Origin of the sequence: Domibacillus antri, from assembly GCF_001936625.1 — a bacterium.
GTDB lineage: Bacteria > Bacillota > Bacilli > Bacillales > Domibacillaceae > Domibacillus > Domibacillus antri.
Window position 1 is genome coordinate 19503 of record NZ_MSDU01000027.1, and the last position, 12863, is coordinate 32365.

Genomic DNA, 12863 nt, shown 5'->3' on the forward strand with positions numbered 1-12863 from the left:
AATTAATTAACAAAACGCCCCGTTTTTCCTGCTTTGTCCCAATATTCATTTCGCAAATGCACTTTTTGTATTTTCCCTGAAGCCGTTTTTGGCAGCTCCTTCACAAAAGTCACACCTGTTACCGCTTTGAAATGTGCAAGGCGGCTTCTTGAAAAATCAATGATTTCCTGTTCGCTGATTTCAGAAGATGGCCGTTTTACAACAAAGGCGTGCGGTGTTTCTCCCCACTTCTCATGCGGAACAGCAATAACAGCGGCTTCGACAATATCTTTATGCTCGTATAAAACGCCTTCCACTTCAATGGAGGAAATATTTTCACCACCGCTGATAATGATATCTTTTTTCCGATCTAGAATATCGATATACCCATGTTCATCTACAGTAGCCATATCTCCTGTGTAAAGCCACCCGTTCTGAATGGCTTCTTTTGTCGCTTGTTCATTTTTCCAATAGCCTTTCATTACGCCATGGCTTCGTACTGTCACTTCTCCTATCGAGATTCCATCATGAGGCACTTCATCTCCAAATTCGTTTACAATCCGCACTTCACTGCCAATCATGCCGAAACCCGCTTTCGCTTTCAGGCGATACTGTTCCTTCGATGAAAGATCATCCAACTGCGGGCGAATGACTGAATACGTGCTGTACGGGGATGATTCAGTCATCCCGTATACTTGTATAAACTCCCAGCCAAGTTCCGTCTCTACACGTTCAACAAAAGAAGGAGGCGGCGCTGATCCGGCGATCATAACACGCACATTTTTCGGAATTTCCGGTTTATTTTCGTCATTATATTGAAGTAAGCTGTTTAAAACAGTCGGTGCCATATGCATCACGGTTACACCGTACACTGCACATGCATCAAAAATCGTTTTCGGGTCCGTTTTTTTCAAACAAACATGCGTTGCTCCATTGGCAGTGTAATAAAAAGGAGAACCCCATCCATTTACATGGAACATCGGCAGCACGTGTAAATATACATCCCGATCAGAAACACGGAGCGCATGCATGGATGACATTGCATGCAGGTAATTATTGCGGTGCGTGAGCATAACACCTTTTGGATCTCCTGTTGTCCCGCTCGTATAAAGAAGGCTGGCAAGATCCTCCTCATCAACGCCCGCCCTTTGGTAAGCGGTTTCAGGAAATTTCATGATCCACTCATCATAACCGGTCTCCGGACATTCTTTCGACTTGGCATGTACGATTATTTTTCGGACTGTTTTGAGCTTGTCCTTAATGGGTTTAATAAGCGAATACAGTTCCTCGTCCGCAAAAAGAAGTTTTGCTTCACTGTGATCCAAAATAAATAAATTATCTTCCGGCTTTAATCGGGTATTCAGCGGAACCATCACAGCACCTGCTTGAAACAAGCCATAAAACCCTTCCAGCATTTCAAGAGAATTAGGTGCAAGGTACGCCACTTTGTCGCCTTTTTGAATCCCTTCCGATTGCAAACCGTGTGACAAACGCTGCACTCTTCCATTTAGTTCACGGTACGTGATGGAACCTGTTCCTGTGATCACCGCTGTTTTGTCTCCATAATAAGTCACCGCACGATCAAGAAACTGTGTTAACACAAGTGGTAAATTCATGTTTTCATCCCCCTGGAAACCTCGAATTTTTTCACTCACAATTAAAGCGCTGGAACACTAAACGAGTGTTTTCCTTCATCGCAGAGTGGAAGCCGGTATGTACAGATGCCTTTTTGTATGGAGCATCAAAAAACACTATACCTCCTCATCCGCTTGCTTCCATCATAACATAGTTTTCCTACTTTATTGACTAATGACGACTCCCTCTTTTTGATAATGAACCGATTACTTTTAAAAGAGCAAAAAGACTGCAATAAAAAAACTACACCTTTTTCAGGTGTAGTAAATGTGAGGGGGCCATCTCTGACCCATACATAGTATATTCTTTATAAAGTCCATCGCAGCGGCACATGCCCTGTTTGTCGATGAATCTGTCTGTTTCCGTTCTGGAGCTTTCTCAACTTATTTATTTTCAATCATTATTTTAATCATGAAAATCCAGTCCGGAATGAACAGCTTTGACAAAGCCGGCCCGGATTACATAGTCACCGAAATGCTCGCCTGCTTCCCGTTCTTTTGCGTAGCGGGAAAGCAGCACGCGCAGTTCGCTTAAAATTTCTGCTTCACCAATGTTTTCACGGTACATTTTGCTTAAGCGGCTTCCGTCGTGCGCAGCGCCAAGGTACATGTTGTATTTGCCCGGCGCTTTGCCGATAAAGCCGATTTCTCCGAGCGCATGGCGTGCACAGCCGTTCGGGCATCCGGTCATGCGGATCGTGATTTCTTTATCACGAAGACCGTTTTCATCGACGATCTCTTCAATTTTATCAATCAGCGTCGGAAGGTAACGTTCTGCTTCCGCCATAGCGAGTCCGCATGTCGGAAGAGCCACACAGGCAATAGAACTGCGGCGGAGCGCTGAGTGCTGCTTGCCATCCGTCAACCCGTATTGCTCCATCAGCTCACTGATTTTTTTCTTTTTCTGACTTGAAATATTGGCAATGATCAAGTTTTGATTAGCCGTTAGACGGAATTCGCCGGTATGAACTTTGGCAATTTCACGAAGACCTGTCATAAGCTTGTAGTTTTCATAATCTGTGATTCGGCCTCCTTCAACAAATAATGTGAAGTGCCATTTATTTTTCATGCCTTTTACCCAGCCATAACGGTCGCCGTTATTATCAAAATGATACGGCTTCGCTTCATCCAGGCTCCAGCCGAGGCGGTTTTCCAGTTCAGTTTTTACCGTTTCCAGTCCGAGACGGTCAACGGTGTACTTGAACCGGGCATTTTTACGCTCTGAGCGGTTACCGTAATCGCGCTGAATCGTAATGACTTTTTCCGCCAAATCAAGGATTTTATCCGGCGTGCAGAAGCCGATTACTTTTGCAAGCTGCGGATACGTTTCTTTATCGCCATGCGTCATACCCATGCCGCCGCCGATCGCCACGTTAAAGCCGACAAGCTTGCCCTCTTCCACAATCGCAATAAAGCCAAGATCCTGTGAAAAGACATCAATGTCATTTGATGGCGGAACAGCAATACCGATTTTAAACTTCCGCGGCAAATAAAGCGGTCCATACATCGGTTCGACTTCTTCCGTTTCCGGTGTGCCGGCCACTTTTTCTTCATCCAGCCAAATTTCGTGATACGCTCTTGTGCGCGGCAATAAATAATCACTCAATTGTTTCGACCATTCATATACTTCGGAATGAAGCTCGGATTGATAAGGATTAGATCCGCACATAACGTTCCGGTTTACGTCACCGCAAGCCGCAATCGTATCAAGCATCGTCGAATGGATTTCCTGAATCGTCTTTTTCATGTTCCATTTTAAAATGCCATGCATTTGGAATGTTTCACGTGTTGTCAGTTTTAACGTGCCATTGCCGTATTTTTGGGCGAGGTCGTCCATGACAAGCCATTGAGCTGACGTTGCCACACCGCCCGGCAAGCGGACGCGCAGCATAAATTGATAAGCAGGCTCCAATTTTTGTTTTTGACGCTCATTGCGAAGATCCCGGTCATCCTGTAAATAGCTGCCGTGGTGCTTCATCAGGCGGTTGTCATCGTCGGGAATTCCGGCGCTGATCGGGTCCAGCATTACTTCCTTCAGTGTGCCGCGTAAATAATTGCTTTCTCTTTTAATGCGCTCGACATCACTCGGGGGGCCTTCCGGCGCTTTTAATATTGGGTTCACCATGTTGAAAAAACTCCTTTCATTCCAAAATCAGTATACATCACGATGATAACGTTTTTGCTTCTTCATTTCCGCAACATACGCTTCCGCTTTTTCGCGGCTCATCTGGCCTTCTTTTTCAATAATATCAATCAGTGTATTATGCACGTCGCGCGCCATATTTGTTTTATCGCCGCAGACATAGAATGATGCGCCTTGTTCAAGCCATTCAAATAATTCTTTACTATGCTCCAGCATACGGTGCTGAACGTATACTTTTTCCTCCGAATCACGTGAGAAGGCAACATCCAATTTAGTCAGCACGCCGTCTTTCAGCCATTTTTGTAATTCCGTCTGGTAAAGGAAATCCGTCACGAAATGCTGATCGCCAAAAAACAGCCACGACTTCCCTTCTGTTCCTGCTTCTTCACGCTCCTGCAGGAAGGAACGGAACGGAGCGATACCTGTGCCTGGACCAACCATGATGATAGGCGTATCCGGATTCTCCGGCAGCCTGAAGTTTTGGTTAGGCTGAATGTAAACCGGCAGCGTAGCACCTGGCTCCAGACGTTCTGCGCATAAAATCGAGCATACACCGTTCCGGTCACGGCCGTTCGAATGGTAACGGACAGCACCGATCGTCAAATGGACTTCATCCGGATTTGCGGATAAACTGCTCGCGATTGAATAAAGACGGGGCGGCATTTTGCGCAATTGATTCAGAAATTCCTGCTGGGACACGCCAAATGGACCGAAGTCTTGGACAACATCAAGCAAATCGCGTCCTTTTATATATTCTTTCAGTTTTTCTCCATTGCCGGAACCGATTAATTCATGCAGTTTATCGATGCCGGTCAATTGAGCTATTTTTTCCATCAGCGGTTTTGTTAAAACGGTAATTTCATAATGCGATGTAAAGGCATCCCGCAATGAAAGAACGTCACCCTCCTTATTAACCGTAACCGTTTCATCCGGATTCCAATTTAATGCCTGGATGAGTTTGTCCACGAGTTCCGGATCGTTTTGCGGGTAAATGCCAAGTGCATCGCCCGGCTGATAGGTAAGGCCAGAGCCTTCAAGTGAAATTTCAAGGTGACGCGTTTCTTTATTCGAGCCGCGTCCGTTTAAATTTAGGTTTTCGAGCACTTCCGCGTGGAACGGATTTTTTCTCGAATAAACGGTTTCGCCAGCCGCTGCGGTTGTTTTTGCAGACGGAGCAGCAGCGACCACAGCCGCTTGTGCTTCGCTTAAACCATTTCGGACACTTTCAATCCATTTCGCTGCCGGTTCTTCGAAATCAAGGTCACAATCGACACGCGGTGCAATGCGTTCGCCGCCAAGCTCTTCAAGACGCTTATCAAATTCTTTTCCTGTTTCACAGAAAAATTCATAAGAACTGTCACCAAGAGACAATACAGAAAACCGAAGATCATCCAATTTCGGCGCCCGTCTGCCATGAAGAAACTCATGAAACGACAGCGCATTATCCGGCGGCTCGCCTTCTCCATGCGTGCTCACAACAATAAGAAGGTTTTGAACTTTCTTCAAATTATTCGGTTTAAAATCGCTCATGGATGAGACGGTTACTTGAAAACCGTACCCTTCAAGTGTCTTGCCTGCTTTATTCGCAAGACCCTGCGCGTTTCCTGTTTGTGATCCATAAAGAATGGTCACTTCTTTCGAAATTGTCTGCCCGGAGCTCGCCGCAGGAATTTCTGCCGCCGGCGCTTCCTGCATAATGGCAGCAGCAGGTGCTGCGGAAGAGGAAACGGCCAGCGAAGCGGTAAGATACCCGCTGAGCCAAACCCTCTGTGACTCTGTCAGCGTCGGCAGAAGACGATTGAGGAGCTCTGCCTGCTCCTGATTAAACGGACTGTTCATTACCTGAAGTTGCAACAATATCCACCTCACAAAAAATATATTGGTACATTCTCGTATGTGCATAGAATAGTTGATCCATACTGCTTCTGTTTATGGCAGCCAGCGGATCGATACTTGATCTTTTGACATCATTGTTTTACCATTTTACTGAACGCTGAAACAAGAGGAAACTACTCTGCAAAACAACATTTAACGATTATGCTTTCGACACCTATATTAATCCTATATGTTAAGTAGGTTTTAAGTCAATCTATTTTATATAAGAACAACAATTATTTTTCTTTAAAACCGGCCATGATGATCCTGCATATGATGAACTGTTACGGTCCGGCGGTTTTTGTGTGTGCAAAAATAAGGCTGCCCCGCCGTCCATTTCCACTGAGTTTCGGGACAGCCTCCGCCAATTCTGCTGAATGTTAATTATAATACTTTACTTAAAAAAGCTTTGGTCCGCTCATGCTTTGGATCATCAAACAGCGCTTTCGGTTCATTTTCTTCCACAATATAGCCGTTGTCCATAAATACAACACGGTCGCCTACTTCACGCGCAAAACCCATTTCATGGGTGACGACAATCATCGTCATGCCATCTTTCGCCAGCTGCTTCATGACTTCCAAAACTTCTCCGACCATTTCCGGATCAAGAGCAGATGTCGGTTCGTCAAACAGCATTACTTTCGGCTCCATTGCCAGCGCGCGGGCAATCGCTACACGCTGTTTCTGCCCGCCGGAAAGCGAATCCGGATAGGCTGATGCTTTTTCCGCAAGGCCAACTTTGGCGAGGAGAACCATTGCTTTTTCTTCCGCTTCTTTTTTATTCATGCCACGAACGTTTATCGGGGCCAATGTGATATTATCAAGAATGGTTTTATGCGGGAATAAATTAAAATGCTGAAAGACCATCCCAACATTCGTGCGGATTTCATTGATATTGGTTTTTTTATCTGTCAAATCTTTTCCGTCAATCACGACATGCCCTCCATTAATGCTTTCCAGCATATTCAAACAACGGATGAACGTTGATTTCCCCGAACCGGACGGCCCGATGACCACAACGACTTCCTGCGGGTTGACATCAATGGATATATCTTTTAATACCTCATTATCACCAAACGATTTTTTCAAATGTTTAACGGAGATCATCAGTCTTCATTCTCCTTTCAATGTAATTCATCAAATACGTCAGTGAAAGTGTTAATACTAAATAAATGAGCGCGACTGTCAAATACGGTTCCCATACCCGGATATACTGACCGGCCGCCGCCTGTCCCCAGTACATCAATTCAGGTGCTGCCAAGACCGATCCGAGCGATGATTCTTTTAATAGCACAATAAACTCATTTCCAAGCGGCGGTATGACTCGCTTGACCGCCTGCGGCAAAATAACGAGCTTCATTGCCTGCACACGTGTCATGCCAAGAGAGCGAGCCGCTTCCATTTGCCCCTTATCAATCGACTGAATACCGGCACGGAAAATTTCGGCGATATAAGCTGCTGAATTCAATGAAAGTCCAATTACAAGCGATACGACGGGATTGGACTGCGCCATAAATAACGGGACAATACCAAAATGAATGATTAAAAGTTGAACAAGTAATGGCGTACCTCTGAAAACATTAATATATATGTTGAACGGGAGACGAACCCATTGATTCGACGACATTTTTCCAAGGGCGATCAGCAAGCCCAAAAGAAGACCGATGAGAACGCCCGCAAGTGACACACCAACGGTTAACGCCATCCCTTTTAAGAAAAACGGCATGTAATCCTGGACGATTTCAAAATGAAAATCCATAACATATTTCTCCTTTCGCGAAAAACGACTGTCCTTTAATCATCGGACAGCCGTTTTTATTTTTTATTGTGCCGCTTTTAATGAATCGATGTTCGGTTCTTCATCGAACCATTTTTTATAAATCTCTGCGTATGTTCCATTTTCATAAAGGGTATTTAATGCCTCATCGAATTCCGCTTTCAATTCGCTGCCTTTCGGGAACACAATTCCGTAATATTCCGGGACAAATTGGTCATCGCCGACAGTTTGAATGCCCGCATCCGGATTGTTTTTCGCAAATTCATACGCTACGGCAATATCTGTTACAACTGCTTCGACATCACCGCTTTGAAGAGCCTGGAACGTAAGTGCGGATGTTTTGTATTTGGAAATCGAGCTGTCATTTTTGCCGACAATCGCTTCTGCCGCAATTTGACCTGTTGTCCCATTTTGAACACCGATTTTCTTGCCCTTTAAGTCTTCTGCTGTTTTTATATCTGTACCCTCTTTGAAAGCAATCATACTCACTGATTCAAAATAAGGAACGGAAAAATCGTACGTTTCTTTTCGCTCATCGGTAATGGTCACACCGGACATCCCGATATCCAGCTGTTCGCTTTGCAAACCGGCAAGCATGGCATCCCAGCCTGTATTTTGAATATTCACTTCATAACCTGCCTCTGCCGCTGCTGCCTGAAGAAGATCCACATCAAAACCGGACACTTCTCCTTTATCCATAAATTCAAACGGTGCAAAAGTCGCTTCCGTACCAACGTTTAATACTTTTTTATCTTCAGAACCCGTGCTTTGTTCTTCTCCGCTGCCGCCGCAGGCAGATAAAAGCAGTGCACAGCTGACAGCCATAGCAGCTGCCGCTTTTTTGATTGTAAATGTCATGATAAAAACTCCTCTGCTTTTTTATATACTAAGATAATAGCGTGCTGCCAATCGAATTTCAATAGATTTTGTCGAAAAATTTATTTTTATGCATTAATATTCATGATTATCGACATATTTTCGTGATTTTTTGTGTTAAATTGAATAAACTTTTGAATAAAGAAGGAATTTTCAGATTAATAAATAATAAAAGGGAAATACAAGCATAATTAGCAAAAAATAATGAATTTGAGAAGTGTATGGAAGAACGGCAGAATAGTGGAGCCATGCGGCGAAATCTATTGCCTGCCGCCTTTTTATATGAAGAAATTATCCTTGCATCCCTTGTAACACATGTTGATTATAGGCAGCTCGCAACATTTCTCAGACCCGGAACGAATAACAGGTTTATGAAAAAACAAGCAGTGAAAAACGTGATTCACTGTTTATTTTATATTGAAGTTCTATGCATTCAGCAAATGTAACCGTTCTAAAAGATATTATTGAAGAATAAAGTATGCTATGCCTTTCTTTTTTTCTTGTTGACAATGATTCTCATTCCCTTTAAAATAAGGGTAACAACGACGAGGAAAGAGGGAAGATTGATGAATGGAATGCTGCACGGACTCAAGGATATCCACATGGTCATTGCGAACAGCCGCAAGCTGGGCGGTGCTGCGGAAGCCGAGTCCATCACACTTGCATCCGGTGAAACATACAAGAATCCGGTCTTTACTAATGTCGATTTGTCACAGGGAAGATACATTTCGTTCAGCTTTATTGATGATAATGGCGAAAATGTCACGGCGCACGTGGATCAAATTGGTGTGATGAGAGGGCTTCGTCACAAGCTCATTTGCCAGCTTGAGAACGTGTCTGTGCGTGAAATGATGACAGAAGAAACACTCCGGTACTTGCGCAAGCTTTGCGAGGTGAATGAAGGATTTGTTACATCATCTTTCAAAAAAGAAGCGCTTAAAATCGTCCGCGATGTGAGTGTCCGTGAAATTGAAAAACGGGAAGTCATCCTTCCATTTACGATCGAGAACAATCTCGTCATAATGGATAAACGCCGATATGCCTGACAGCCGCCAATTTGGGGGCTTTTTTTTAATGATCAGGACGCCGTTTTCTTAGCCTTTGATCTTTTCCTCATCATCATAAAAATCCGCCCGGGTAAAAAAGGCGGATTTTCTTTATTTCATTACAGCCTGGCAGGCGAGTCGTTTCGCAGCCGCCCCAAGCTTTTTTTGCTCGGCACGGTTACGGGCCGATAAATGCTCACTGCCTGACACAACATCGACTGTGCAGGCGCCGCACGTTCCTTTCCGGCACTTATACTGAATGCCGCATCCCCGTTCAAGAGCGGCATCGAGGAGCAGGACACCTGTCTGAACCGGGAAAGAACAAGTGACTGTTCCCTGCCGGATTTCAACAGCCGTCTTTTCCGGCGCAGCAGCTGCAGGCGCCACATGATCTGTTATAACAGCGTGATCGGTCATTTCTCTCACTGTTTCCATTCCTGGGATGAGGGAGCCGACCGTCCATTTTTTATTCATCGTCTTTCGGATCAGCGAATGTGCAGATCGCAGACGGACGCTTAATGCGAAGGACAGCCGTCTCAAACACGCGGAATGGATGGTTCATTCCTTCTTCGCCAAGGTAAGCTGTTTCAAAGTCTTCTGAAATCGCCAGGTCAAGATTATTACGGCCTGTGTTTACCAGTACACCTGTCTTGCCTTTCAGCACAGGTGACTGAAAAACCCCGTCTGTCACAAGCTCACGCACATGTTCAATCTCCAGCACATTCGTATCGCGGTGAACCCGGTGCAGCAATGCATATAGCTCAGGTGACAGCACGAGCGCATATGGGCCGTTATGGTTCATTTCCATTAGCTTTCCACGCGCCTCTACGACATCCTGGAATGCAGTGCCGGATTCATACCAGTTGCTGATTAAATGTGTCTGGCGGCCCTTTACATTCATCAGTCCCGGAATATCGAACTGCTTTGCGCCGTGGAAAATCATTTCATCTTCCAGAAGAGCCACATCGCGCGCCGCGTTCGCAGCGGAGGAAAAATCCATCGGAATATCCAGCGTTTTTGCCTGTTCAATATCGCGCCAGTATAAAACAAAATCTTTATACAAAAGCGGAATCGTGTAATTAACGCGTTTCGCTGATTCGATTTCCGTATCAAACGATCCTTGAAAGTCCATATGGGCTTCGCTTTTTTCAGCATAAATATCTGTGTGGATGCTTTGTACGCCACGGCCGAGCGGACCGTACAATTCAATAAAGCGTCGTCCTGTCAGCTGTTTTTTCGCCGCATCGATAATGACGCGGTCCAATTCGTCAAAATCACCTGCTGATAGTGGCGCATCCGGATATAATTGAGCTTTATTCATAAAAATCTCTCCTTATTTTGAAATGAGTGATCCAACTGTAAATGAACGTTTTGGTTTTTGAATAACTGCTTTTGCGGCCGGTGCTGCGTGAGAATGCTCGGCTAAATGATCACCATGTTCATCGTGATGTGCGTGCGGATCTGTGTAACCGGTATCAAACCGTTCATTAATATCGGCTAATTTCTCTTTTACGAATTGATAACTCGTATGGTTCGCTCCGCGCATTTCAGACAATTTCGCCTGTCTTTCGGCATCTTTAAATTGAAACAGAGCCAGGTCAAGATGCTCGACAAAATTGTGCAGACCAAACTTTTCTAAATTCAGCTCCTGCAGCAGCCGGTTAAATGTGTTATTGGATGGGGAAAAATCACCGCCTTTTCCTGCCTGAAATGTTTCAATAAGCGGAATAAGCTCGGCAAGGCGGGCAAGCCGCTGTTCTTCTTCTTCATAAATATGGTGATAATAAAGCCGTTCATGGTCGTCACTCGCATTATGAATGACCGGATCCAACATCTCCATAAAGCTTTCGATGTCTTTTTTTGTTCCGGTGAAAATGCTGTGAAATTCACTCAATTCTTGTTGCACAACAAGCACCTCCCTAAATCGTGAATATCTTCTATTATAATCGTTACCGCTTATATCGGCAAAGGTTACAACAAAAAAATGACCCGCACAAGGGGTCATTTTTTTTACACCAGACGTTGATGCTTCGCTTTGACAGCTTCAATGTTTTTCATCTTATTATCCCAGCAGTTTTGGCTTAAATCAACCGGGTATTCTTCCGGATTTAATGCTCGTTTATATTCATTCCAAAGCAATTCGAGGTTATCATTGACGAGCCGGCGGATCGATTCAATATTCGGCAGATCGTACACGCGGACACCGTTTATAAAAATAAGATCGTGCAGTTCGCGTGCTTCAAAATTTGTCACAAATTTACTGACAAATGTATGCACCGGATGGAACATTTTAAGCTTGTCCGCTTTTTGCGGCTCTTCATGATCGAGCGCAATATAATCGCCTTCCGCTTTCCCGTTTAGTTTATTTATGATGCGGTACACCCGCTTCAGCCCCGGTGTTGTCACTTTTTCAGGGTTCGCTGACAATTTAATGGTGTCGCTCATCTCCCCCGCTTCGTCTTCAATCGACACGAGTTTGTACACTGCACCAAGTGCCGCCTGATCGTAAGCCGTGATCACCTTTGTACCGATTCCCCAAATATCAATTTTTGCGCCTTCCGCTTTTAAATTCATGATCGTATATTCATCGAGATCATTCGATGCGACAATATGTGCATCGGGAAATCCCGCTTCATCCAGCATTTTTCGGGCTTCTTTTGATAAATAGGCCATGTCGCCGCTGTCAAGCCGAATGCCGATAAAATTGATTTGATCACCAAGTTCTTTGGCAACTTGGATAGCAGCCGGAACACCCGACTTCAGCGTATCATATGTGTCGACTAAAAAAACGCAGTCTCGGTGCCGCTGTGCATATTTATGAAACGCCGTATATTCATCTTTATACGTCTGTACTAATGCATGAGCGTGCGTGCCAGATACCGGAATGCCAAATAGTTTACCGGCGCGGACGTTGCTTGTCGCGTCAAAACCGCCGATGTATGCCGCCCTTGTCCCCCATACCGCCGCATCCATTTCATGCGCACGGCGGGAACCGAACTCCATCGCTGGTTCTTCACCAAGCACCTGCTTAATCCGCGATGCTTTTGTCGCAATCAATGTTTGGTAATTCACAATGTTCAAAAGTGCCGTTTCAATAATCTGCGCTTCTGCCAATGGTGCTTCGAGACGTAAAATCGGCTCGTTTGCGAAAACGAGTTCACCTTCGTTCATACTCTTCAATGTCCCGGTAAAACGCATCTCTTTTAAAAACGACAAAAAATCGTCTTCATATCCAAGACTCTGTAAATACTCAATATCACTTTCTGTAAAACGAAAATTTTCCAAATAATCCACAATTTTTTCAAGTCCTGCAAAAATACCGTACCCATTACCGAACGGAATTTTACGAAAATATAATTCAAACACTGCTTTTTTTGTATGAATGCCGTCGTGCCAGTACGTTTCAGCCATATTAATTTGATAAAGGTCGGTATGCAAGGCAAGACTGTCGTCTTCATATCGTGACATATTTCTATACTCCCTTTGCTTTTCCATCGCACTTCATTCTTGTCATCTTACACCTTTTTACGCGC

General features: G+C 44.5%; 11 protein-coding genes. 1 reads left to right on the forward strand and 10 read right to left on the reverse strand.

Annotated features, from left to right (window positions below):
- Positions 1-2: 2 nt before the first annotated feature.
- The 6 genes from BTO30_RS12090 to BTO30_RS12115 all read right to left on the reverse strand — a co-directional run bounded on the left by BTO30_RS12090 (position 3) and on the right by BTO30_RS12115 (position 8266).
- Positions 3-1595 (reverse strand): long-chain-fatty-acid--CoA ligase, encoded by a 1593-nt coding sequence (locus BTO30_RS12090; RefSeq protein WP_075398984.1) that lies wholly within the window; start codon positions 1593-1595, stop codon positions 3-5.
- A gap of 424 nt (positions 1596-2019) precedes the next feature.
- Positions 2020-3738: an assimilatory sulfite reductase (NADPH) hemoprotein subunit gene (gene cysI / locus BTO30_RS12095; protein ID WP_075398985.1), complete on the reverse strand. Its 1719-nt coding sequence runs from the start codon at positions 3736-3738 to the stop codon at positions 2020-2022.
- A gap of 27 nt (positions 3739-3765) precedes the next feature.
- Positions 3766-5610: an assimilatory sulfite reductase (NADPH) flavoprotein subunit gene (locus BTO30_RS12100; protein ID WP_143331962.1), complete on the reverse strand. Its 1845-nt coding sequence runs from the start codon at positions 5608-5610 to the stop codon at positions 3766-3768.
- A 405-nt stretch (positions 5611-6015) separates the two neighbouring features.
- Positions 6016-6738 carry an amino acid ABC transporter ATP-binding protein gene (locus tag BTO30_RS12105; RefSeq protein WP_075398986.1) on the reverse strand — a complete coding sequence of 241 codons (723 nt, stop codon included), beginning with the start codon at positions 6736-6738 and terminating at the stop codon, positions 6016-6018.
- Entirely contained in the window at positions 6725-7390 is a 666-nt protein-coding gene (locus tag BTO30_RS12110) for an amino acid ABC transporter permease (protein ID WP_075398987.1), read from the reverse strand. The genes BTO30_RS12105 and BTO30_RS12110 overlap by 14 nt, the downstream gene beginning before the upstream one ends.
- A gap of 63 nt (positions 7391-7453) precedes the next feature.
- Positions 7454-8266, reverse strand: a complete 813-nt coding sequence (locus BTO30_RS12115) for a basic amino acid ABC transporter substrate-binding protein (RefSeq protein WP_083632404.1) — start codon at positions 8264-8266, stop codon at positions 7454-7456.
- Positions 8267-8850: 584 nt separating this feature from the next.
- Between BTO30_RS12115 and BTO30_RS12125 the strand changes: the two genes are divergently transcribed.
- Complete coding sequence (locus tag BTO30_RS12125) at positions 8851-9330, forward strand: hypothetical protein (protein WP_075398989.1); 480 nt, start codon at positions 8851-8853, stop codon at positions 9328-9330.
- 111 nt (positions 9331-9441) lie between these two features.
- On the opposite strand, the gene BTO30_RS12130 is transcribed toward BTO30_RS12125, so the two are convergent.
- From BTO30_RS12130 to BTO30_RS12145, 4 genes are all read right to left on the reverse strand, one after another.
- Positions 9442-9804 carry a 2Fe-2S iron-sulfur cluster binding domain-containing protein gene (locus BTO30_RS12130; RefSeq protein ID WP_143331963.1) on the reverse strand — a complete coding sequence of 121 codons (363 nt, stop codon included), beginning with the start codon at positions 9802-9804 and terminating at the stop codon, positions 9442-9444.
- Positions 9797-10651, reverse strand: coding sequence for a family 1 encapsulin nanocompartment shell protein (locus BTO30_RS12135; protein WP_075398990.1), 855 nt, complete (start codon positions 10649-10651; stop codon positions 9797-9799). The genes BTO30_RS12130 and BTO30_RS12135 overlap by 8 nt, the downstream gene beginning before the upstream one ends.
- Before the next feature lie 12 nt (positions 10652-10663).
- Positions 10664-11236: an IMEF encapsulin system ferritin-like cargo protein gene (locus BTO30_RS12140; protein WP_075398991.1), complete on the reverse strand. Its 573-nt coding sequence runs from the start codon at positions 11234-11236 to the stop codon at positions 10664-10666.
- Between the two features lie 104 nt (positions 11237-11340).
- Positions 11341-12798, reverse strand: coding sequence for a nicotinate phosphoribosyltransferase (locus BTO30_RS12145; protein ID WP_075398992.1), 1458 nt, complete (start codon positions 12796-12798; stop codon positions 11341-11343).
- Positions 12799-12863 lie beyond the last annotated feature (65 nt).

What these genes read in the sequence shown, in the direction of transcription:
- BTO30_RS12090 (WP_075398984.1), bottom strand. Translation starts at nt 1,595, where the DNA reads ATGAATTTACCACTTGTGTTAACACAGTTTCTTGATCGTGCGGTGACT.
- cysI (WP_075398985.1), bottom strand. Translation starts at nt 3,738, where the DNA reads ATGGTGAACCCAATATTAAAAGCGCCGGAAGGCCCCCCGAGTGATGTC.
- BTO30_RS12105 (WP_075398986.1), bottom strand. Translation starts at nt 6,738, where the DNA reads ATGATCTCCGTTAAACATTTGAAAAAATCGTTTGGTGATAATGAGGTA.
- BTO30_RS12110 (WP_075398987.1), bottom strand. Translation starts at nt 7,390, where the DNA reads ATGGATTTTCATTTTGAAATCGTCCAGGATTACATGCCGTTTTTCTTA.
- BTO30_RS12115 (WP_083632404.1), bottom strand. Translation starts at nt 8,266, where the DNA reads ATGACATTTACAATCAAAAAAGCGGCAGCTGCTATGGCTGTCAGCTGT.
- BTO30_RS12125 (WP_075398989.1), top strand. Translation starts at nt 8,851, where the DNA reads ATGAATGGAATGCTGCACGGACTCAAGGATATCCACATGGTCATTGCG.
- BTO30_RS12130 (WP_143331963.1), bottom strand. Translation starts at nt 9,804, where the DNA reads ATGAATAAAAAATGGACGGTCGGCTCCCTCATCCCAGGAATGGAAACA.
- BTO30_RS12135 (WP_075398990.1), bottom strand. Translation starts at nt 10,651, where the DNA reads ATGAATAAAGCTCAATTATATCCGGATGCGCCACTATCAGCAGGTGAT.
- BTO30_RS12145 (WP_075398992.1), bottom strand. Translation starts at nt 12,798, where the DNA reads ATGTCACGATATGAAGACGACAGTCTTGCCTTGCATACCGACCTTTAT.